The following is a 21,304-nucleotide window of genomic DNA, read 5'->3' on the forward strand; positions in this document are numbered from 1 at the left end:
TGGCGGGACCGTCGGCCCTCTCGCTACCGCCCGCCAACGAGGCAGGCGGGACGACGTCGCGGGCGTCCGACCCGCTCACGATTCGCTCCGCAGTGTTACCGAGGTGAGCCGTGCCGGCGAATAGCCGGTCGCCCGATGCAGGTCGTCGAAGGCATGGGACCGGACGATCAGACCGGCCGCCTGCCGCACCAGAGCGTCGTCGGCGGGCTGCTCGAAGTGGCGGCCGTTCCGGGTCCAGCGGATCGGCTCCGGACTCTGCTCGGGGCCGGTGATCATCGCGATGGTCGGATGTGCGGGCCCGCCATGGGCGTGAATCCGGTGCCCGGCCGCGTCGTCGTCGAAGAGCAGCCGGGTCAGGCCTCGGGCCTGCGCCTCCACGACCCGACGCCCCTGGGCGATGTGGTCGTCGAAGAACGCCACCGTCCGGGCGGGATCGAGCATCGACCAGTCGGCCGTCGACCAGTCGGCGGTGCTGTAGCGGGCGCGGGCGTCGCGGTATTGGAGGCCCGACAGGTCCGGGTCGTGGCAGAAGATCGTGGCTTGCGGTCGGGCCTGCCGGATCACCCAGGTGGTGAGCCCGCGAAACACACCGGATTCGATCACGAAGTCCGGCTTCAGCGCCCGCATCGCGACGTAGAGCTGGAGGGCACCATTGAAGCCGCTTCCGCCCCGGCGCTGCCGGACGGGGGCGGTCGGGATGAGGGTCCAGAACGCCCGGACCTGGTCGCGGACGTCCCCGTCCGGCACGAGCCCGGCGGCCGCAAGATCCCTTTCCAGGATGGCAGCCGCAGAGTCGAGGAGCGTCGCCACCTCCCGCGGCGACGTCGGCCGGTGGCTCCAATCGGGAGCGGCCGGGACGAGGTCGTAGCCGAGGCGGTCGAACAGCGGCGACAGCACCTTGCGGCGCAGGCGCTCCAGCATCACGGGCGGACGCGCCTGCATCACGCGGCCTCCGCCGTCTGCGCCCCACCGAACCGCACGCGGTGCCCGGCCTCCACGGCGCGCATCGCGCCGGCCTCGTCCGATGACAGCCTGAAGGGCGCCTCCCAGCGCGCCGGATCGTTCTGATCCCCGGCCACGGCCGCGAAGTCGAGCGGGTGGTCGAGGCTGGGGTCGGGCACGGCGGCGAGCAGCGCTCGCGTGTAGGGATGAACCGGGCGGCGGAACAGCGCGGCGCGGGGTGCCTCCTCGACGATCCGGCCGCGGCACATCACGCTGATCGTATCCGCCATGTAGTCGATCACTGCCAGATTGTGGGAGACGATGAGGTAGGAGAGTCCCAGGGCCGCCTGCAGGTCTTTGAGCAGGTTCAGGATCTGCGCCTGCACCGACACGTCGAGGGCCGAGACCGGCTCGTCGAGCACCAGCAGCCGCGGCTTCGGGGCGAGCGCCCGGGCGATGCCGATGCGCTGCCGCTGGCCGCCCGAGAAGGCGTGCGGGTAGCGCCCGAGGCCGCTGGGCTCCAGGCCGACCATGGCCATCAGGTCGCGGCAGCGCTGACGCCGGTCGGCCGCGGGGACGCCGTGAATCTCCATCGGTTCCGATAGGATCTGCCGGACGGTCATGCGGGGATCGAGGGACGCGTAGGGGTCCTGGAACACGAACTGGACCGTGCGCCGGAAGGCGAACAGGGCATCGCCGCTCAGCGCGTGGACGTCCCGTGGGCCGCTCCCGTCGTCGAACAGGATCCGCCCGGAATCGGGTCGGAGCGCCCGCATGATCATCTTCGAGACCGTGGTCTTGCCCGATCCGGATTCGCCGACGAGACCGAGCGTCTCACCCGCCGCGAGGCTCAGGGAGACGTCCGAGACGGCGTGAACGACCCGCGGCTTCTGCCACATCCGCCCGGACCGCAGGGTGAAGGACTTGCTGACCCCTTCGACCTGCAGCAGCGGTCCGGTCAGCGGCGCAGGGGCCTGACCGGGGGGGATCTCGGCCCGTGCCGGGCGGATCGGCGTCAGTCTCTCGCCGGGCGCCATGTCGAAGCGTGGAACCGCATGGAGGAGCGCCCGGAGATAGGCGTGGCCCGGCGCGCGCATGACCGTCTCGCGCGGCCCCGCCTCGACGAGCCGGCCGCGATACAGGACCGCCACGTCGTGGGCGATGTTGGCCACCACGCCGAGATCGTGGGTGATCAGCAGGATCGCCATCCCGGTCTCGTCCTGGAGGCGGGCGAGGAGGGCGAGGATCTGGGCCTGCGTCGTGACGTCGAGCGCGGTGGTCGGCTCGTCGGCGACCAGCAGGGCGGGCTTGAGGATGAGCGCCATGGCGATCATCGCACGCTGGCGCAGGCCCCCGGACAGCTCGAACGGGTAGGTCCGCAGCGCCCGGTGCGGGTCGGGGAATCCCACCCGGGCGAGCGCCTCCTCGGTGCGGGCGTCCGCCTCCTTACGGTCGGCGCCGGTGTGGATGCGCAGGGCCTCGCCGACTTGGTCGCCCACCGTGTGGAGGGGCGACAGGCAGGTCATCGGCTCCTGGAAGATCATGGCGATGCGCTGGCCGCGGATCTCCCGCATCGCCTCGCTTTCCGCCGGCAGCCGGACGATGTCGGTTTCCTCCCCGCCGTCCCGGAACAGGATCTGGCCGCGGGTGATGCGCGCGGCGGGGGGCAGGATGCGCAGGATCGCCTGCGCGGTCACCGACTTGCCGGAGCCGGATTCGCCCACGAGCGCCAGGGTCCGTCCGCGCAGGATATCGAGGGACAGGCCGTGCAGCGCCTCGAACGGGCCGGATTCCGTGCGGAACGCGACCGCGAGGTCGCGGATGGACAATAGCGGGATCAACCCGTCCTCGCGATCTGTGAAGCCTGAGATCTAGATCTGGCCGGCGCCGTGTCCATCGCGGCGGCGGCGAAGTGCTCGCGAAGATCCAGAACCTGTATTGCCGGATGGTTGCAGAGATGCGCCAGGAGCGCCGCCACGAATGCCCATAGTGCCTCGTCGTGGATGCGGTGATGGGTGAGCAGCCCGAGGGGCCGCCAGGGTGTCCGGAGAAGGTCGGCTGCGAGGGCACCCAGCATGGTCTCCGGATCGCGCAGGGAGCGTGTGCCACGCCAGTCGATCGGATCGAGCGTCGCGTCGAGCCGGCGCAATCCCGGTGTTGCCGGGCCGGGCACGGCCGAGAGGCCGCGATAGCCGAGACCGGGGAGGGCCTCCGCGAGATCGGGCGCGAGACGGTTCCAGGGCGGCACGAAGACCGGGAGCAGGGAGGCTTCCGGCAGGCGCTCCCCGGCGATCCGCAGGCCCGCGGCGGCTTCGGCGAGGCGCGTCTCGAGGGGCCGGTGYGCGCCGAACTCCGCCGGCTTCTGGCCCGGCGGGGCGTAATTCCGGTGGGCCAGCCCGTGGACGGCGACGCTGACACCCTTCGCCGTTTCAAGCCGCCGGGACAGCGAGGGCTCGATGCCGGCCGGGATCGCGGCGAGGAGCAGCGGTATCCCGTGCGTCCCAGTCAGGGCGATCAGGCGATCGAGATCCGGGCTGGCCGCAACGACATCGTCGTCGCGCCAGAACAGCGGGACGCGCAGGCCGCGCGCCGCGACCGCGTCCAGGGCTCGGGTGAGGTCGTCGAAGCCCGGTCCCGGCGCCGGGCTCAGCCGCGCCCGCTTCCCGGCGTGCAGCTCCGCGACGATCGCCACCGTGCGCCGTGCCCCGTCGAGATCGACGCCGTGGGGACCCGGCAACGACGCCGCCGCCTGCGCGGTCACGGCCTTCAGGAGCGTGTCCGCGGTGAGCGCGGATTCCGGCAGCACCCGGGCGAGGCCCCGGGCGGCGAGGTGCTCCGCCCGCAGACGCTGTTCGGTCTCGCCGCCGGCCTCGAAGGGCACCAGCACCGCAGGCGTTCCGGTGGCGAGCAGGTCGGTCGCGGTGTTGTAGCCGCACTGGCTGACCGACAGCGCGGCGCCGGCAAGGAGGGTTCGATACTCCGGTCGGGCACGGCCGAGGACGCCCTCCGCCAGACCGTGGCCGATCGCGGCCAGTGCGGCTTCCGGGACGCCGTGGCCGGCGAGGATCCGCCAGCCGAGGTCCGGTCGCTGGCGGGCGGCCGACGCGGCTTCGCGGAGCAGCGTCAGCCCCGCCGGGCCGGATCCGGCGGCGACCAGCACGCCGGACCGCGGGGAGCGCGAGACGAATTCGGTCCCTTCATCCACGTAGCCGGTATAGCGGATCTTGGCGGCTGCGGCGGCGTCGAGGGGCCAGGACGCATCCAGGGGCACGAGGGCCGGGTCACCGTGCACCAGCACCGCGTCGTAGAGCTTCGCGACTCGGTCATGCGCCTGGGCGATGCGCTCGGGCTTGGTCGAGGCGACGAGGATGTCGCGCACGGAGGCGAGGACGATCGGTCGCGGTCGCGCGGCGTGGGCGGCCTCCACCAGCGCCAGGAACTCGGCAGCCAGGGCTCGCCGGCCGAACGGGAACAGCTCCGTCACCACCACGTCGGGCGCGAAGGTCGCGAAAGCCTCGACCAGGATGGCGCGGCGGCGCGCCAGCAGCGCCGGATCCGCTGGTCGACCGTCCGCCTCCAGCAAGGTCGCGAAGTCCGTGCCGGCGACGCGAAGCGGCGGAAGCTGCACGACGCGCAGCCCGTCATGGCGCACCATCGGGGCCGGCACGCCGCCGGAGACCAGCAGCGTCTCGTGCTGCGCGGCCGCGAAGGCCCGGGCAAGGGCCGCGGCGCGGGTCAGATGCCCGGCGCCGAGGAGATGCGTGACGGCGATCAGGACCCGCACGTCGACAGCTCCGTTTCGTGTGCGGTCGCGACCGGCGCCAAGCCCGCGGACGCGCGCAGCCGGCCTGCGATCAGCGCGACCGCGGCCTCCGCGGAGAAATCCTGTACGAGCCGAGCCCGGGCAGCTTCAGCGAGCCGCTGCCGACGGGCCGGGTCGCCGGCCAGCCCGGTCAGGGCCGTGGCCAGCGCCGCCGGCTCACCCGCGGGGACGAGGATGCCGTGCACGCAATCGGTGATGAATTCCGGCGTGCCCGCGAAGGCGGTGGCGAGGATCGGGAGCGTCTGGCTCGCCGCTTCCATCAGCACGTTCGGCAGGCCGTCGCGGTCGCCGCCCAAGGCGGGCTTCGTGGGCAGGACGAAGAGGTCGGCCGCCCGCATGGCGTCGATCACCGCCGGCTGTGCGAGGGCACCGCGGAAGGCGATCCGCTCCGTCAGGCCGCGGGCGGCGATCTGCGCCTCCAGGGCGGCGCGCAGCTCGCCGCCGCCGATCAGCTCGAGCCGCCAGTGCAGGTCCGCGGGCAGGGCGGCCAGGGCGGCGATCAGGTCGTCATGGCCCTTCTTGGCCACGAGCCGGCCGACGCAGAGGAGCCGGAGGGGGCGGGCCGGATCCGAGCCGTCGCGGGGTTCGCGCCGGGGCGGGGGAGCGGGAAACCGGGCGAGGTCGAGGCCGTGATAGGCGAGGAGGGCGCGGCCCGGCGCGAGGGCATGCAGGCGGGCCAGCCCGTCGCGGGTACATGTCACCCCCCACGTCGCGTCCCGCAACTTCTCGGTCAGCTCCCAATCGGGCGTAGTCCAGATGTCCTTGGCATGGGCCGAGAAGCTCCAGCGACGACCGGTCAGGAGCGCCGCGTAGCGGGCGACGCTCGCCGGCGTATGCAGGAAATGCACATGGATGTGAGTGATGTCGCGGGGCAGTTCCCGGGCCAGGACCAGGGCCTGCCCGAGGCGTCGCAGCCGCGAGAGGGTGGGATCGCGCCGCAGATCCCGGGCGAACAGAGCGAGGAGCGCAGGCAGGCGCGGCCGGCGCAGGGCCGCGAAGAGGCCGCGTAGGACCCGAAGGGGCGCCACGTGAAGGTATTCCGGCAGATAGGCGGCCTCGGCCCGGATCTGCCCGTGTATCGGGTGGCGCGCCCGGTCGGTCGGGCGGCGCAGCGACCAGATTTCCAGCGGAACGCCGCACCGCTCCAGGGCCAGCAGCTCCTGCGCGATGAAAGTCTCGGAGAGCCGCGGATAGCCCTTCAGCACCACGGCGACCCGGTTGGCGCTCACGACCGACCGCTCACGAGAAAGCCGTTAGGCGCGGACGCGCGGCTTCGTCGGCGCCGTCCCGAGCCATCAGCGCCCGGACGCGGCGGGCGACGGCGTCGAGTCCGTCGAGCAAGCCCGGAACCAGGACCCGCGACGGCACCTCCTGCTCCGGCAGGGCGCGCAGCGCCGCGGCCATGCGCTCGGGCGCCCGGCCGTCAGACTCCATCAGCACCCGGGCGAGGCCAAGCCGCTCGGCGGCGAGGGCGCGGATCGCCTGCTCCCGCCGCGGCTCGGTCCGGGGCACGAGGATCGCGCGACGGTCGAAGGACAGGATCTCGCAGAAGGTGTTGTAGCCGCCCATGGCGACGACGCCGGCGGCTTTGCGCATGAGGAACTCGATCTCGCTGTCGAAGGTGATGGCGGCGATCCGGCCGCCGAGCTCGCGAATGCGGGCCGCGAATCCGTCGCGGGTTCCGATGTCCAGAAAGGGCCCGAAGGCGATGAGCGCAGGCAGGGGGATCCCGGGATCGGTCTCGTAGGCGGCGATCACCCAATCGATCACGGCCGCTCCGTCGCCGCCCCCCCCTGGTGTGACGAGAATGAACGGGCCGCAGGCGACCGCCGGCTCCTCGCGGTCGGCGCGGCGCTCCGGAAGGTCCCGGCGCAGATAGCCTGTGTAGATCAAACGCTCGTCGATGCGGGCGGCCATCTCCGGCTCCATCGGCAGGGCTGCCAGGGGCTGGTGGATGTGGCGCAGGCCGTAGACCCAGATCTCGTCGTAGAAGCGCGCCATCGTCTCGGCGGCGCCCTTGCGCTCCCATTCCGGCACGAGGCGATCGGCGTCGTCGAGGACGTCGCGCAGGCCCAGGATCAGGCGAATACCGCGATCCGCCGCTTGCTCGAGGACCGGCAACAGCTCGCCGTGGAACCCGGCCGGCTCCTTGTCGACGATGATCAGGTCGGGTCGGAACGCCCCGCAGGCCTCTTCGATGATCCTGGAGCGCTTCTCGACGGTGCGCGCCAGAGGAGTCGCGCCGTCGAGGCTGGCGTATCCCCCGTCGGCGAATTTGGTGACCGGCGGCAGCCGCACCGTCCGCACGCCCGGCGCGAAGGCGAAGCGGTCGACGACCGGCGAGCCGGAGACGATCATCGCCCGTGCCCCGGGGTTGCACGCCACGATCGCGTTGGCGATCGCCCGCGAGCGGCGCAGATGTCCGAGCCCGAAGGTATCGTGGCTGTAGATCAGGACGCGGGGGGCCGAAAACGCCTCGTCCAGTCGCATCACGGTGACCGCCCCGGTTGACGGCGCAAGGATCGCAGCCGCCGCCCTCTCGCACAAGCCGGGCCGTGCCGCAAACCCACCTGTTGCGGCGGCGGGCGTTTCGGGCCGATCTTCCGGATCCGTAGGGCAACGAGGCCCGGCTTTTCGCCATTACGGACCTCGCCGCCTGACTGTGGATTTCGTTCGGTCCTCCCGACCGTCCTCGTCGAGGGCGCCGGTCCGGAGCCGCGACGGAACCGGTGCGACCACAGGCTCGGCAGCTTTGTCAGCCCGGTTCGGGTGGCGGTACGCGCTCGTCGCCCTCCTGCTGTCGGTGAACCTGCCGGTCTACGATTTCGCGCCCCCCGTTCGGGCGCGGCGCCTGCCAGCGCTAGCCGGATGGCCCCTCATCTTCCCCTTCAGCTTCAACTTGGCGACGTCGGGCTGCGTGGCCCTCAGCGGCCAGCCTTTGCGCGTCGGCCCGGATCGCAGGGGACCATGGTCCGACGCGCTGAGGTGCGCCGCTCACGGCGCCGGCGGCCGCGGCATCCGGAACGGCAGCATGAGCTGCACCAGCGGATTCTGGAACCGGTCGAGCGAAAGGCTCTCGTGCATCGCCCGGACCGGCTCGCCGCCCAGCGTCGAGGCGAGCAGGGAGCGAGCATAGAACGGGGTGTCCTCATACGTCGCGAGCACGCGCGACCGGCCGCCGTCGCTGCGGGTCTCGCGGGGCATCCGCCAGAAGCCTGTCGCCGGCAGTGCGGCGCCGGGCGGCGGACGGATGTCTCGGCGGCTGCCATCGCTGGAGAACCGGAGCGACAGGTTCTGGCCGCCACCGTCGCGGTGCTGCACGTCGTACAGGATGGCGGCCCCGTCCTGCAGGTCCGCCCGGCACCAAGTCCACCGGGAGAAGGCGGCCCCGAGGGGCTCGTCGCCGTCATTCGTGTCGAAGTATCCGCTGCCGCTCCAGCGCAGATTCGGCTTGTCGAAGCTGACCTCGACCCGCGAGGACGGCGCCATCGGCCACCAGCGGTGGCGGCCCGCGCGGTCGAGGTGGAACGGGCCGGCCGTGAACCCGCGGGGCTCCAGGCGTACCGTGCCGCGGACCCGGTGGGGCAGGGGCGACCCGCGCTCGTCGATCCGAACGGTGAGCGCCGTGCCGTCCCAGTGCATGGCGCTCGGTCCGATCGCGATGTGGTCGGCATTCCGTGACAGGCTGGCGGCGCGGCGCTCGGTCATCGCGAAGCGCCTGCGATCGCCGTAGAGGACGACGTTCATCGCGCAATGGGCGAAGGGGTCCTTCTCGGCGCTCCAGCCGTAATAGGGTGAGAACACGCTTCCGATGAAGGCGATGATCGTGAGGCCCTGGCGCCCGTCGTCGCTCACCGCATCGACGTACCACCACGCGTAGCCGCCCCGCGCGACCGGGCCATCGAATCGCGGTCGTCCAGGATCGCTGCCGCCGCTAGCCGCCCAGATTGCGCGGCCATCGGCACGCCCGGGCCGGGATGGATCGAGCCCCCCGCCAGGTAGAGTCCCGGCAGGGCCGTCCGCGACCCCGCGCGCTTGAAGGTCGTCGCCCAGCCCTGCGCCGCCCGACCGTACAGGGCTCCGCTCGTCGCGGGAAACAGGGCGTCGAAGTCCCGCGGTGTCGTCGTCACCGCGGACGAGGTGGAGGCCAGGGTGAGCCCGCAGGCCTCCAGCCGGCGGATCAGGGTCCCTTCGCATCTCTCGATCTCCGGCAGTGTGAGCGGTCGCTCCCGGCCGTCCGCCGGGGCGTTGACGAGCATGAGCAGGCGCTCGGGACCGTCCGGCGACGCGCCCGCCGCATCCCGGTCCTGGGCGCAGACGTAGACGGTCGGATCGTCGGGCAGGCGGCGGTCGCGCAGGATGGTATCGAACTCGGCGCGATAGTCGCGCGAGAAGAACACCGTGTGGTGTGCGAGCGGGAACCCGGTGGCGATCGCCTCCGCGCAGACCGTGACCGCCGAAAGCGAGCGCTCGCCCGGCGCGAGCCGCTCGCCGGCAGCGATCGCCTCGGGGCCGAACAGCCCAGCCCCGAGGGCGGCGCAATCGGCATTGCAGACGACGCGATCGGCCGGAACCACTGTGTGATCCGTCAGGCGCACGCCGACCACACGGCCGCCCGCGACAAGGATCCGCTCCACCTCCGCGTCGTAGCGGAACGTCGCGCCCCGCTCCGCGGCGAGATCGGCCACTGCCCGGGCCAGGCTGCTGAGCCCCCCGGCGACGGTCCAGACCCCGGTCTGCTCCACATGGGCCACGAGCATCAGCGTCGCCGGTGCGGTGAACGGCGAGGCGCCGCAATAGGTGGCATAGCGGCCGAACAGCTGCAGCAGCCGCGGATCGCGGAAATAGGCGCCGAGCGCCGACCAGAGCGTCGTGAAGGGCTGGATCCGCCAGAGGTCGCCGAGGCCCGAGAGCCCGACCCGCTGCGCGAGGCCCGCAGGTCCGGTCCGGCCCTCCCGGATGAACGGCCCCTCGAGGGTCCTGTAGACCTCGGCCGAGCGCGCGCAGAATCGCCGGTAGCCGTCCGCCTCACGGGCGCCCGCGAAGGCCGAGATGGCGGCCGCCGAGGCCTCGATGTCGGCGAAGAGGTCCAGTCGCTCGTCCCGGCTCCAGGCGTGGCGGGCGAGGAGGTGCGCCGGGGCGAGGGCGACGCGCTCATCGAGGCGCGCATCGCATTCGGCGAACAGCTCCTCGAACACCCAGCGCATGGTGAAGACGGTCGGCCCAGCCTCGACGGCCCGCGACCCGACCGGGACAGCCCGCATCTTTCCGCCGGGATGGGGTGCCCGTTCCAGGACCGTCGTGTCGAAACCGGCATGGGCGAGCCGCAGGGCGGCGGCGAGGCCGCCGATCCCGGCTCCGATCACGACGACGCGTTCCTGCGCCACGCTGGCTCCGCCTTCTCCCCCGGAAACGGGATTGATCTGTGGGCGCCAAAGTGTCAATAAGAAATGACACCTGTTGATGACAACAGATCACAACACGGGAGGCGACGCGATGGAGCCCGGTCGACGGATCGAAATGGCGCTGGATCGCGCCGTGGCCTATGCGGAAGCGCCGGGTGCGCCGCCGCTGCTGGCGGAGGCGCTGCGCTACGCGGTGTTCCCCGGCGGTCACCGGATCCGACCCCGCCTGTGCCTGTCGGTGGCCCACGCCTGCGGCGACGACGATCCGGCGGGATCCGAGGCTGCCGCCGCCGCCATCGAACTCCTGCATTGCGCCTCACTGGTCCATGACGATCTGCCGTGCTTCGACGACGCACCGATGCGCCGGCAAAAGCCTTCTGTGCACGTGGCGTTCGGCGAACCGATCGCCGTCCTCACCGGCGACGCGCTCATCGTTCTGGCCTTCGAGACCTTGGCGCGTGCCGCCGGCCAGCATCCGGCGCGACTCGGACGGCTGGTCGGGCTCCTTGGCCGGGCAGCCGGTTCCCCGTCGGGCATCGCGGCGGGCCAAGCCTGGGAATCGGAGGCTCATGTCAGCCTGAGCGACTACCAGCAGGCGAAGACCGGAGCCTTGTTCGCGGCCGCTGCGGTCGCCGGAGCGGCGGCGGCGGGGGCCGAGCCGGAACCCTGGCGCAGGCTCGGCGAGTGCCTCGGCGAGGCCTACCAAGTGGCCGACGACCTGCGGGACGTCGCCTGCCGCCAGGAGGAGATCGGCAAGCCCGCTGGGCGCGACGCGACACTGGGGCGCCCCAACGCCGCCGCGCTGCTCGGCACGGACGGGGCTCTGGACCGCCTGTCCCGACTGACCCGCGAGGCGGTAGCGGCGATCCCGTCCTGTCCCCGTCTGGGCACACTGACCGCCGAGATCGAGGCGCAGGCGCGGCTATTCCTGCCCGCGAGCCTGCGGGCGGTGATGGCCTGAGCGCCGGACCTCTTCCGGACGCCGCGGCGATGCCATCGGCGCCGCTCGCCTGGGCGGACAGGTGGCTCGCGTGGCGCAACCGTCTCGTGGCCAACCCGCGCTTTCAGCGCTGGGCCGCGGGCTTCCCGCTCACCCGCCGCATCGCCCGCCGGAACACCCGTGCGCTGTTCGATCTCTGCGCGGGCTTCGTCTACGCGCAGGTCCTGACCGCCTGCATCCGCCTCGAACTCTTCGCGGTTCTGGCCGATGGCCCCCTGACGGTCGACGAACTGGCGCGGCGGCTCGACCTCCCGCCGGTTAACGCCCGGACCCTGCTGCGGGCGGCCGACTCCCTCGGGCTGCTTCGCACCCTGCCGGGCGACCGATTCGGGCTGGCCGACCTCGGAGCCGCGCTGGTCGGCAATCCCGGCATCGCCGCCATGATCGAGCACCACGCGCTGCTCTACGCCGACCTTTCCGATCCGGTGGCGCTCCTGCGGGGACAGGGCCGGCCGACGCGCCTCTCGGGCTACTGGCCCTACGCCACCGGCGTGACGGGCGATGCGCGCACGGTAGCACCCTATGGCGGCCTGATGGGCGCGTCGCAGGCTCTGATCGCCGAGGACGTGCTCGATGCCTGCGATCTGTCGCGGGTCGTGCACCTGATGGATGTCGGTGGCGGCGAAGGAGCCTTCCTGCAGGCGGTGGCGCGTCGGCACGCGGCCCCGCGCCTTACGCTGTTCGACCTGCCACCGGTGGCGGAGCGCGCCGCCGCCCGCCTCGCTCGGGCCGGCCTCGGCGGCCGGATCGCCTGCCGCGGCGGGGATTTCCACGACGGCCTGCCGCCGGGCGCCGACGCGATCTCCCTGGTCCGAATCGTCCACGACCACGATGACGAGCCCGCCCTCGCGCTGCTCAAGGCCGTCCACGCGGCGCTTCCGCCGGGCGGCACATTGCTGCTTGCCGAGCCCTTGGCGGGCACGCCCGGCGCAGAACCCGTCGGGGACGCGTATTTCGGCTTCTACCTCCTGGCGATGGGGTCCGGCAGGCCGCGACGCGCCGAAGAGCTTCACGCGATGCTCCGCAGTGCAGGTTTCGCGACGACGCATGAGCATCCAACCCGCCGTCCGCTGCTCACGAGAGTGCTTCAAGCCCAAAAAACAGGCGCGGTTTCGTAACTGTCACTTGACGCTGACATATGTCTATCTAGGATGACACATAGCGGTTTCGCCTCGGCGAGAGTCGCACAACATAGGGTGGATGTTTCCAGCCATGGACGCTCTGGCAGTTATTCTTGAAAGGCCAGAGCAGCTTGCGGTGCAGCGCGTAGCTCTGACGGCGCCCGGCGAAGCGGATGCCGTCGTCGCGGTGTCCTGGAGCGGGATCAGCACCGGCACCGAGCGGTTGCTCTGGTCGGGCCGCATGCCGCCGTTCCCCGGGATGGGATACCCCCTCGTTCCCGGCTATGAATCGGTCGGCACCGTCGTGGAGGCCGATGCCGGTGCCTCGGTCCGCAGCGGCCAGACGGTCTACGTTCCGGGTGCGCGCTGCTTCGGCTCGGTTCGCGGGCTTTTCGGTGGTGCCGCCTCGCATCTGGTGGTTCCGGCCGCACGTCTCGTGCCGGTGGACGCGGCGCTCGGGGACCGGGCCTGCCTCCTCGCTCTCGCCGCCACGGCCTATCGCGCCCTCGGTGGCATCGGACCCGGCGCCACGCCGCTCATCGTCGGCCACGGCGTCCTCGGCCGGCTGCTCGCGCGTCTGACGGTTGCGGCGGGGGCCGAGCCCACCGTCTGGGAGACGGATCCGGCCCGGGCTGCGGGAGACCACGGATACACGGTCGTCGCGCCCGACTCCGATCCGCGTCGCGACTACGCGACGATCACCGACGTCAGCGGGAACGCGGCCGGCCTGGACGATCTGATCGCCCGCCTGGCGCCGGGCGGCGAGATCGTCCTGGCTGGGTTCTACGAGGCGCCCCTAAGCTTCGCCTTTCCGCCTGCCTTCATGCGCGAGGCACGGATCCGGATCTCCGCCGAGTTCCGGGCTGAGGACACGGCGGCGGTGACCATGCTGATCGAGAGCGGCCGGCTCTCCCTCGACGGGCTGATCACCCACCGTGTTCCCGCGACGCGGGCGCAGGACGCCTACCGCACCGCCTTCGCGGATCCGGCCTGCCTGAAGATGATCCTCGATTGGAGGGACGCCGCGTGAACGTTCAGCTGAACAAGGCTGCCCTGTCCCAAGCCGCAGAACTCCGCGCCGAGGCGGCGGTCGAGCCGGATCCCGTGGTCACGAGGCCGGCCAAGAAGGAAACGCAGATCATCGCGATCTACGGCAAGGGCGGCATCGGCAAGTCGTTCACGCTGGCCAATCTCAGTTACATGATGGCCCAGCAGGGCAAGAAGGTCCTGCTGATCGGCTGCGACCCGAAGAGCGACACCACCTCGCTCCTCTTCGGAGGCAAGGCCTGCCCGACGATCATCGAGACCTCGACGAAGAAGAAGCTTGCCGGCGAGGCAGTGGCCATCGGCGACGTCTGCTTCAAGCGCGACGGCGTCTACGCCATGGAACTCGGCGGCCCCGAGGTCGGGCGCGGCTGCGGCGGCCGCGGCATCATCCACGGCTTCGAACTGCTCGAGAAGCTCGGGTTCCACGACTGGGGCTTCGACTTCGTCCTCCTCGACTTCCTCGGCGACGTGGTCTGCGGCGGCTTCGGCCTGCCGATCGCCCGGGACATGTGCCAGAAGGTCATCGTCGTCGGCTCGAACGACCTGCAATCGCTCTACGTCGCCAACAACGTCTGCTCGGCGGTCGAATACTTCCGCAAGCTCGGCGGCAATGTCGGCGTCGGCGGTCTCGTGATCAACAAGGACGACGGCACCGGCGAGGCCCAGGCCTTCGCTGAGGCTGCCGGCATCCCGGTCCTGGCCTCGATCCCGGCGGACGACGACATCCGCCGCAAGAGCGCGAATTACGAAATCATCGGCCGGCCGGAGAGCCGCTGGGGCAGCCTGTTCTCGGATCTGGCCGCCAACGTCGCCGACGCCGCGCCGCACCGGCCGACGCCGCTCACGCAGGACGGGCTGCTCGGACTGTTCTCCAGCGACGTCACCGGCCGCGACGTGGTGCTGGTGCCGGCGACCCACGAGGACATGTGTGGCGTCGCCCACGTGTCCAAGCCGTCCCTCGAAGTCGTCTACGACGAGGTCTGACGCGCATGGCCGTCTCCCTCGATATCGCCGATCTGCGCGCCCGCAAGGCGCCGGCCACCATCGATCTCGCCGCCGCGCAGGCCGACGGGCTCGGCTGCCACGCCGGCAAGGACGCGATGGTTGCGGCCGCGGAAGCCGCCGGGATGTCGGAGACGCTGGCCCAGCTCCGTGAGGATTACCCGCAGGGGCCGCACGACCAGCCGCAGAGCATGTGCCCGGCCTTCGGCTCGCTGCGCGTCGGCCTGCGCATGCGCCGGACCGCCACGATCCTCTCCGGCTCGGCCTGCTGCGTCTACGGCCTGACCTTCACGTCGCACTTCTACGGCGCCCGGCGCAGCGTCGGCTACGTGCCGTTCAACTCAGAGACCCTGGTCACCGGCAAGCTGTTCGAGGATATCCGCGACGCGGTCTACGCCACGGCGAAGCCCGAGGATTACGACGCCGTCGTCGTCATCAACCTGTGCGTTCCCACGGCCTCCGGTGTTCCGCTGCGGCTTCTGCCGAAGGAGATCGACGGCGTCCGGGTGATCGGCATCGACGTGCCGGGCTTCGGCGTGCCGACCCATGCCGAGGCCAAGGACGTCCTGGCTGGCGCCATGCTGAAGGTCGCCCGCGCGGAAGCCGAGCAGGGTCCGGTGGCGGCGCCGCGCGGCGGCCGCTCGGAGCGCCCGAGCGTGGCGCTCCTCGGCGAGGTGTTCCCGGCCGACCCCGTGGTCATCGGTGCGCTCCTCGAGCCGCTGGGGTTGGCGGCCGGCCCGGTGGTGCCGACCCGGGAATGGCGCGAACTCTACGCGGCGCTGGATTGCGCTGCCGTGGCGGCGATCCACCCGTTCTACACGGCCTCCATCCGGGAGTTCGAAGCCGCGGGTCGGCCGATCGTCGGCTCCGCCCCCGTGGGCGTCGACGGGACGGCCGACTGGCTCGACCGGATCGGCGAGGCCTGCGCCGTGCCCCGTGCCACCGTCGAGGCGGCCAAGAACCGGATCCTGCCGGGCATCCGCGGGGCGCTCGGGGCGATGCCGGTCAAGGGACGGATCACCCTCTCGGGCTATGAGGGCTCGGAACTCCTCGTGGCGCGTCTCCTCGTCGAGAGCGGCGCCGAGGTCCCCTATGTCGGCACGGCCTGCCCGCGCACGCCCTGGTCGGAGGCGGACCGCGACTGGCTCGAGTCCCGCGGCACGCAGGTCCAGTATCGCGCCTCCCTGGAGGACGACCTCTACGCCCTCGACTCGCTCAAGCCCGATCTCGCCATCGGCACGACGCCGGTGGTGCAGCGGGCCAAGGAGCGCGGCACGCCCGCCCTCTACTTCACCAACCTGATCTCCGCCCGCCCGCTGATGGGCGCGGCCGGCGCCGGGTCCCTCGCCACGGTGATCAACGCCGCGCTGGGCAACAAGGCGCGGTTCGACGCCATGCGCGACTTCTTCGAGGGCGTCGGCACCGGACACGCCGCCGGCGTCTGGCAGGAGGTGCCGCAGCGGCGGCAGGGTCCGAAGATCGAGGGCGCACCGAAGCCGATCGGGGAGATGGCGTGATGCTGATCCTCGATCACGACAGGGCCGGTGGATACTGGGGCGCGGTCTACGTCTTCACGGCGATCAAGGGCCTGCAGGTCGTCATCGACGGCCCCGTAGGCTGCGAGAACCTGCCGGTCACGTCGGTGCTGCACTACACCGACGCGCTGCCGCCACACGAATTGCCGATCGTCGTGACCGGCCTCGCCGAGGAGGAACTCGGCCGTCACGGGACCGAGGGCGCCATGAAGCGCGCCCACGCGACCCTCGATCCGGGTCAGCCCAGTGTGGTCGTCACCGGCTCGATCGCCGAGATGATCGGCGGCGGCGTGACCCCCGAGGGCACCGGCCTGCAGCGGTTTCTGCCGCGCACCATCGACGAGGATCAGTGGCAGGCGGCCGACCGGGCCATGCGCTGGCTCTGGCAGGAATACGGGGCGAAGAAATTCGCCAAGAAGGGCATCCCGGCCCGACCCGAGCGCAAGCCCGGCGAGCGGCCGCGGGTGAACCTCATCGGTCCGGCCTACGGTACCTTCAACATGCCCTCGGACCTCGCCGAGATCCGGCGGCTCGTGGAGGGCATCGGCGCCGAGGTGAACCTCACCTTCCCGCTGGGCTCGCACCTCGCGGACGTGCCGAAGCTCATTAACGCCGACGCCAACATCTGCCTGTATCGCGAGTTCGGACGCCTGCTCTGCGAGGATCTGGAGCGGCCCTATCTGCAGGCGCCGATCGGCATCCTCTCGACGACCAAGTTCCTGCGCTCCCTGGGCGAGATCCTGGGCCTCGATCCCGAGCCGTTCATCGAGCGGGAGCGGCACACGACCATCAAGCCGGTCTGGGATCTCTGGCGGTCGGTGACCCAGGACTTCTTCGGCACGGCGAGCTTCGGCATCGCCGCCACCGAGACCTACGCCCGAGGCGTGCGCCATTTTCTCGAAGACGAGATGGGGCTGCCCTGCCACTTCGCCTTCGGACGCTCCGCGGGGCTGAAGCCCGACAATGCGGCGGTCCGCGCGGCGATCGCGGCGAAGCCACCGCTGGTGCTGTTCGGCTCCTTCAACGAGCGGATGTACCTGGCCGAGTGCGGCGCGCGGGCGACCTACGTGCCGGCCTCGTTCCCCGGCGCGATTATCCGACGGCACACCGGTACGCCGTTCATGGGCTACGCGGGGGCGACCTACCTGGTTCAGGAAGTCTGCAACGCCCTGTTCGACACGCTCTTCCACATCCTGCCGCTCGCCCGCGACATGGACAAGGTCGAGGCCACGCCGGCCCGGAACCACCGGGAACTGCCCTGGGACGAGGCCGCCCGGCAGGCGCTGGACAGCCTCGTGGAGGCCCAGCCGGTCCTGGCGCGGATCTCCGCCGCCAAGCGCCTGCGCGACGCCGCCGAGCGGGCCGCGCGGGACACCGAATCCGCGGCCGTTGCGCCCGCCCATGTGGCGCGGGCGCGGGCCGATCTCGCCGGGGGGATCCCGGCATGAGCACCCCTTCCGTTTCACCCAGAGGAGACCTCACGATGCGAACGATGGTCCCGACCGGCCGCCAGCACCAGGAGGAGCTTCAGTTCCGGCTGATCCTGGCCGCGACCTACCCGTTTTTCCTGGCCGCCGCGGCGCTGAGCCGGTTCCGGCCGACCCGCGAGATGGCCCGCACGGGCCTGATGCCGGCGCGCCGCTCGGTGTTCGGCGAGGCGCGCGCCATGGCGGTTCAGGCGATTCCCTTCGCCTTCATGGGCTGATGCCCCTGAGCGAGACACTTCCGTCCGGTGACGCGGGGGAAGTCGGGCTGTGGTTGCCGCTGGGCATCACGGCTGTACCCGTCGCGCCTCGCGAGAGACGCGGCCAACACACGGAGGTCTGAACGATGGCCAGTGGATCCGTCACAACAGAAAGACCGAGCAGCCTGTCCGGGCTGACGGAACCGGAAGCCAAGGAGTTCCACGCGATCTTCCTGACGAGCTTCCTCATCTTCACGGCGATCGCCGTGGTCGCCCACATCCTCGTCTGGATGTGGCGTCCGTGGCTCCCCGGACCGCAGGGCTACGCCTCTCTCGAGGGCGTCCGCGATGCGGCCCACGCCCTCGTCACGATGATCGGCTGAGGAGGATCAAATGCACAAGGTTTGGTTGCTGTTCGATCCGCGGCGCACGCTGGTGGCTCTGTTCACCTTCCTCTTCATCCTGGCGCTGCTGATCCACTTCATCCTGCTCTCGACCGACCGGTTCAACTGGCTGGACGGTCCGAGAAACAACAAGGCGGCCGAGAACACCATCACGCTCGCCCTGCCGCAGATGCCGGCCTGACCGGTCGGTTCGGACCGCGGCGCGCGAGGGCCGCGGTCACCCCATCCATCCCTTTCTCTGGCCTGAGTGAGGAGCAGCCGCCATGGCGATGCTGAGCTTCGAGCGCAAATACAGGGTCCGCGGCGGCACCTTGCTCGGCGGCGACCTGTTCGACTTCTGGGTCGGGCCGTTCTTCGTCGGTTTCTTCGGCGTCGTCGGACTGTTCTTCACGGTGCTCGGCACCGCGCTGGTCATCTACGGCGCGGCCATCGGGCCGACCTGGAACGTCTGGCAAATCAACATCGCGCCGCCCGATATCAGCTACGGGCTAAGGCTCGCACCCCTCAAGGAGGGCGGCCTCTGGCAGATCATCACCATGTGCGCGCTGGGCTCGTTCGTGTGCTGGGCGCTGCGCGAGGTCGAGATCTGCCGCAAGCTCGGCATCGGCTACCACGTGCCGGCGGCCTTCGGGATGGCGATCTTCGCCTATTTCACCCTGGTGGTGGTCCGGCCGTTCCTGATGGGCGCCTGGGGCTACGGATTCCCCTACGGCATCCTGAGCCACCTCGATTGGGTGTCCAACACCGGCTACCAGTACCTCCACTTCCACTACAATCCGGCGCACATGCTGGCGGTGACGTTCTTCTTCACCACGACGCTGGCGCTCGCGATGCACGGCGGCCTGATCCTCGCGGCGACCAATCCGAAGAAGGGCGAAACCGTGAAGACGCCCGAGCACGAGGACACCTTCTTCCGCGACACGATCGGCTACTCGATCGGTACCCTAGGCATCCACCGTTTAGGCCTGTTCCTGGCCCTGTCGGCGGGCTTCTGGAGCGCGGTCTGCATCGTGATCAGCGGACCGTTCTGGACGCAGGGCTGGCCGCAATGGTGGGGCTGGTGGCTCAACCTGCCCGTGTGGCGGTGACTGATCGGACGCGATCGGAACGAGGGGAATAACAGGGGTCGCCGTCGCCGAGCGCGCGGCACTCCGGGGGAGGGCAGGCCATGGCCTATTACCAGAACATCTTCACACAGGTTCAGGTGCGCCCGCTGGTACCGGAGCACGGCGTTCCGGTGTCGGTCGACGACCGGGTCGGAAAGCCGTTCAACAGCTACCTGTTCGGACTCATCGGCAACAGCCAGGTCGGCCCGATCTATATCGGGTACATCGCGGCGCTCTCGATCACCTGCGGGCTGATCGCCTTCGAGATTATCGGCCTCAACATGTGGGCGTCGGTCAACTGGGATCCGGTGCAGTTCGTCCGGCAATTGCCGTGGCTTGCGCTCGAGCCGCCGCTGCCGAAATACGGCCTCAAGGTTCTTCCGCCCCTCAACGAGGGCGGCTGGTGGCTCATCGCAGGCTTCTTCCTGACGGCCTCGATCCTGCTCTGGTGGGTTCACCTCTACCGGCGGGCGCGGGCGCTTGGCCTCGGCACGCACGTTCCGTGGGCCTTCGCCTCGGCGATCTGGCTCTACCTCGTCCTCGGCTTCATTCGGCCGGTGCTGATGGGTTCGTGGTCGCAGGCGGTGCCCTTCGGCATCTTCCCGCACCTCGATTGGACCGCGGCCTTCTCGCTCCGCTACGGAAATCTGTTCTACAACCCGTTCCACATGCTCTCGATCACGTTTCTCTACGGATCGACGCTGCTGTTCGCGATGCATGGGGGCACGATCCTGGCCTGCTCGCGCTACGGCGCCGAGCGCGAGATCGACCAGATCGTCGACCGCGGCACGGCCACCGAACGCGCTGCCCTGTTCTGGCGCTGGACCATGGGCTTCAACGCCACGATGGAATCGATCCACCGCTGGGCGTGGTGGTTCGCGGTGCTGACGACGCTCACCGGCGGCATCGGCATCCTGCTCACCGGCACTGTCGTCGACAACTGGTACCTCTGGGCCGTCAAGCACGGCGTCGCTCCCTCGTATCCGCAGGTCTACGGCCCGATCGTCGACCCCGCCCATCTCGCACCCGGCATGAAGCCGTGAGGAGGCCGTCATGAAGACGATACTGGCGGTAGTCGGCGGTGCGCTCGCCCTGTTCCTCACGATCGCGATGTTCGGCGGCGCCGGGTGGACCCACCCGCCGATGGCGAACAAGCAGACCGGCTTCCGCGGAACCGGGATGGACCTGATCCGCACCCGCGCCGGCAACGAGGCGCTGGCGGCGGCCAACGTCGCGCCGACCCCCGCCGACCCGGCCGACGCGGGCGGGGACAAGGCCTCCGCGGTCTACGAGAACGTCCAGGTGCTAGGCGATCTTTCGGCCGAACAGTTCAACCGGCTGATGGTGTCGATCACCGAGTGGGTGGCGCCCCAGCAGGGCTGCACCTACTGCCATAGCACCGAGAACATGGCCTCGGACGAACTGTACCAGAAGCGTGTCGCCCGGCGCATGCTGCAGATGACCCAGTACATCAATTCGTCCTGGAAGGAGAATCACGTCCATCAGGCCGGCGTGACCTGCTACACCTGCCACCGTGGCAATCCCGTGCCCGCGAACATCTGGTTCGACCACCCGGTCCAGGGCGCAGGGCGGTTCATTCCGCGCAACAACGGCCAGAACCTGGCTTCACCCGAGGTCGGCAATACGTCGCTGCCCTACGACGTCTATCAGGCCTTCTACCAGCACAAGGACACGTCCGAGGACGCCGTACGGGTCAACGCCACCACGGCGCTGCCCGAGACCAAGGGCAAGCCGATCCAGGACGCGGAGAAGACCTTCGCGATCATGATCAGCATGTCGCAATCGCTCGGCGTCAACTGCACCTTCTGCCACAACACCCGCTCGGTGGCGCAGTGGGATACCAGCACGCCGAACCGCGTCCATGCCTGGTACGGCATCCGCATGGTCCGCGATCTCAACCAGGACTACATGACCCCACTGACCTCGACCTTTCCGCGGAACCGCCTGGGCGTTCTCGGGGATGCGCCGAAGATCAACTGCGCCACCTGCCATAACGGCGCCAACAAGCCGCTCAACGGCGCCAACGTGATCGAGCCCTATCCGGAGCTGGCGCACCCAACGATCGCCGTGAGCCTGCCGACCGGCGAGGCGAAGGATCCGATCCCCGGCACTCAGACGCCCACGCCGAAGCCCTGATCGGCCCACGGTGCGGCCGGGATCTCCGGCCGCACCGCTCAAGCTTCAGGGAACCTCCGTGATGTAAAGGCGTCGATA

General features: G+C 70.6%; 19 protein-coding genes. 12 read left to right on the top strand and 7 right to left on the bottom strand.

The window, feature by feature from the left end; translation table 11 throughout:
• Positions 1–75: 75 nt before the first annotated feature.
• The 7 genes from ACXJKQ_RS00160 to crtD all read right to left on the bottom strand — a co-directional run bounded on the left by ACXJKQ_RS00160 (position 76) and on the right by crtD (position 10,152).
• On the bottom strand, positions 76–942 hold the full coding sequence (locus ACXJKQ_RS00160) for a hypothetical protein (protein ID WP_457103741.1): 867 nt from the start codon (positions 940–942) through the stop codon (positions 76–78).
• Positions 942–2,783, bottom strand: coding sequence for an ABC transporter ATP-binding protein (locus ACXJKQ_RS00165; protein ID WP_457103742.1), 1,842 nt, complete (start codon positions 2,781–2,783; stop codon positions 942–944). Before ACXJKQ_RS00165 ends, ACXJKQ_RS00160 begins: the two co-directional genes overlap by 1 nt.
• Positions 2,780–4,726, bottom strand: coding sequence for a glycosyltransferase (locus tag ACXJKQ_RS00170; RefSeq protein WP_457103743.1), 1,947 nt, complete (start codon positions 4,724–4,726; stop codon positions 2,780–2,782). The genes ACXJKQ_RS00165 and ACXJKQ_RS00170 overlap by 4 nt, the downstream gene beginning before the upstream one ends.
• Complete coding sequence (locus ACXJKQ_RS00175; protein ID WP_457103744.1) at positions 4,714–5,994, bottom strand: glycosyltransferase; 1,281 nt, start codon at positions 5,992–5,994, stop codon at positions 4,714–4,716. Before ACXJKQ_RS00175 ends, ACXJKQ_RS00170 begins: the two co-directional genes overlap by 13 nt.
• Positions 5,995–6,004: 10 nt before the next feature.
• Positions 6,005–7,255, bottom strand: a complete 1,251-nt coding sequence (locus tag ACXJKQ_RS00180; RefSeq protein WP_457104055.1) for a glycosyltransferase family protein — start codon at positions 7,253–7,255, stop codon at positions 6,005–6,007.
• Between the two features lie 504 nt (positions 7,256–7,759).
• Positions 7,760–8,620, bottom strand: coding sequence for a carotenoid 1,2-hydratase (locus ACXJKQ_RS00185; RefSeq protein WP_457103745.1), 861 nt, complete (start codon positions 8,618–8,620; stop codon positions 7,760–7,762).
• Positions 8,617–10,152: a 1-hydroxycarotenoid 3,4-desaturase CrtD gene (crtD, locus tag ACXJKQ_RS00190; RefSeq protein ID WP_457103746.1), complete on the bottom strand. Its 1,536-nt coding sequence runs from the start codon at positions 10,150–10,152 to the stop codon at positions 8,617–8,619. The genes ACXJKQ_RS00185 and crtD overlap by 4 nt, the downstream gene beginning before the upstream one ends.
• A gap of 109 nt (positions 10,153–10,261) precedes the next feature.
• On the opposite strand from crtD, the gene ACXJKQ_RS00195 reads away from it, so the two are divergent.
• The 12 genes from ACXJKQ_RS00195 to pufC all read left to right on the top strand — a co-directional run bounded on the left by ACXJKQ_RS00195 (position 10,262) and on the right by pufC (position 21,226).
• Positions 10,262–11,131, top strand: coding sequence for a polyprenyl synthetase family protein (locus tag ACXJKQ_RS00195; RefSeq protein ID WP_457104056.1), 870 nt, complete (start codon positions 10,262–10,264; stop codon positions 11,129–11,131).
• Positions 11,132–11,160: 29 nt separating this feature from the next.
• Positions 11,161–12,288 (top strand): methyltransferase, encoded by a 1,128-nt coding sequence (locus ACXJKQ_RS00200; RefSeq protein ID WP_457103747.1) that lies wholly within the window; start codon positions 11,161–11,163, stop codon positions 12,286–12,288.
• A gap of 94 nt (positions 12,289–12,382) precedes the next feature.
• A complete protein-coding gene (bchC, locus tag ACXJKQ_RS00205; protein ID WP_457103748.1) occupies positions 12,383–13,321 on the top strand; it encodes a chlorophyll synthesis pathway protein BchC in 939 nt (312 codons plus the stop codon).
• Positions 13,318–14,322 carry a chlorophyllide a reductase iron protein subunit X gene (locus tag ACXJKQ_RS00210; RefSeq protein WP_457103749.1) on the top strand — a complete coding sequence of 335 codons (1,005 nt, stop codon included), beginning with the start codon at positions 13,318–13,320 and terminating at the stop codon, positions 14,320–14,322. The genes bchC and ACXJKQ_RS00210 overlap by 4 nt, the downstream gene beginning before the upstream one ends.
• Positions 14,323–14,327: 5 nt before the next feature.
• A complete protein-coding gene (gene bchY, locus ACXJKQ_RS00215; RefSeq protein ID WP_457103750.1) occupies positions 14,328–15,857 on the top strand; it encodes a chlorophyllide a reductase subunit Y in 1,530 nt (509 codons plus the stop codon).
• The gene (bchZ, locus tag ACXJKQ_RS00220) at positions 15,857–17,323 is read left to right on the top strand and encodes a chlorophyllide a reductase subunit Z (protein WP_457103751.1); all 1,467 of its coding nucleotides are present in this window, start codon (positions 15,857–15,859) and stop codon (positions 17,321–17,323) included. Before bchY ends, bchZ begins: the two co-directional genes overlap by 1 nt.
• A gap of 35 nt (positions 17,324–17,358) precedes the next feature.
• Complete coding sequence (locus tag ACXJKQ_RS00225; RefSeq protein WP_457103752.1) at positions 17,359–17,580, top strand: hypothetical protein; 222 nt, start codon at positions 17,359–17,361, stop codon at positions 17,578–17,580.
• Between the two features lie 125 nt (positions 17,581–17,705).
• Positions 17,706–17,942, top strand: coding sequence for a light-harvesting antenna LH1, beta subunit (gene pufB / locus ACXJKQ_RS00230; protein WP_457103753.1), 237 nt, complete (start codon positions 17,706–17,708; stop codon positions 17,940–17,942).
• A 10-nt stretch (positions 17,943–17,952) separates the two neighbouring features.
• A complete protein-coding gene (gene pufA, locus ACXJKQ_RS00235) occupies positions 17,953–18,144 on the top strand; it encodes a light-harvesting antenna LH1, alpha subunit (protein ID WP_012319766.1) in 192 nt (63 codons plus the stop codon).
• A gap of 82 nt (positions 18,145–18,226) precedes the next feature.
• On the top strand, positions 18,227–19,051 hold the full coding sequence (gene pufL, locus ACXJKQ_RS00240; RefSeq protein WP_457103754.1) for a photosynthetic reaction center subunit L: 825 nt from the start codon (positions 18,227–18,229) through the stop codon (positions 19,049–19,051).
• Between the two features lie 80 nt (positions 19,052–19,131).
• Positions 19,132–20,112, top strand: a complete 981-nt coding sequence (gene pufM / locus ACXJKQ_RS00245) for a photosynthetic reaction center subunit M (protein WP_457103755.1) — start codon at positions 19,132–19,134, stop codon at positions 20,110–20,112.
• Positions 20,113–20,122: 10 nt separating this feature from the next.
• Positions 20,123–21,226, top strand: coding sequence for a photosynthetic reaction center cytochrome PufC (gene pufC / locus ACXJKQ_RS00250; RefSeq protein ID WP_457103756.1), 1,104 nt, complete (start codon positions 20,123–20,125; stop codon positions 21,224–21,226).
• The last annotated feature ends 78 nt before the right edge of the window (positions 21,227–21,304 follow it).

Source organism: Methylobacterium sp. P5_C11 (assembly GCF_054049775.1).

Excerpts from the sequence above, each read along its gene's own strand:
- pufB (WP_457103753.1), top strand. The coding sequence starts at position 17,706 with ATGGCCAGTGGATCCGTCACAACAGAAAGACCGAGCAGCCTGTCCGGG.
- pufC (WP_457103756.1), top strand. The coding sequence starts at position 20,123 with ATGAAGACGATACTGGCGGTAGTCGGCGGTGCGCTCGCCCTGTTCCTC.
- ACXJKQ_RS00160 (WP_457103741.1), bottom strand. The coding sequence starts at position 942 with ATGCAGGCGCGTCCGCCCGTGATGCTGGAGCGCCTGCGCCGCAAGGTG.
- pufM (WP_457103755.1), top strand. The coding sequence starts at position 19,132 with ATGGCCTATTACCAGAACATCTTCACACAGGTTCAGGTGCGCCCGCTG.
- ACXJKQ_RS00225 (WP_457103752.1), top strand. The coding sequence starts at position 17,359 with ATGCGAACGATGGTCCCGACCGGCCGCCAGCACCAGGAGGAGCTTCAG.
- ACXJKQ_RS00180 (WP_457104055.1), bottom strand. The coding sequence starts at position 7,255 with ATGCGACTGGACGAGGCGTTTTCGGCCCCCCGCGTCCTGATCTACAGC.
- pufL (WP_457103754.1), top strand. The coding sequence starts at position 18,227 with ATGGCGATGCTGAGCTTCGAGCGCAAATACAGGGTCCGCGGCGGCACC.
- bchY (WP_457103750.1), top strand. The coding sequence starts at position 14,328 with ATGGCCGTCTCCCTCGATATCGCCGATCTGCGCGCCCGCAAGGCGCCG.
- ACXJKQ_RS00200 (WP_457103747.1), top strand. The coding sequence starts at position 11,161 with ATGCCATCGGCGCCGCTCGCCTGGGCGGACAGGTGGCTCGCGTGGCGC.
- pufA (WP_012319766.1), top strand. The coding sequence starts at position 17,953 with ATGCACAAGGTTTGGTTGCTGTTCGATCCGCGGCGCACGCTGGTGGCT.
- bchZ (WP_457103751.1), top strand. The coding sequence starts at position 15,857 with ATGCTGATCCTCGATCACGACAGGGCCGGTGGATACTGGGGCGCGGTC.
- ACXJKQ_RS00195 (WP_457104056.1), top strand. The coding sequence starts at position 10,262 with ATGGAGCCCGGTCGACGGATCGAAATGGCGCTGGATCGCGCCGTGGCC.
- bchC (WP_457103748.1), top strand. The coding sequence starts at position 12,383 with ATGGACGCTCTGGCAGTTATTCTTGAAAGGCCAGAGCAGCTTGCGGTG.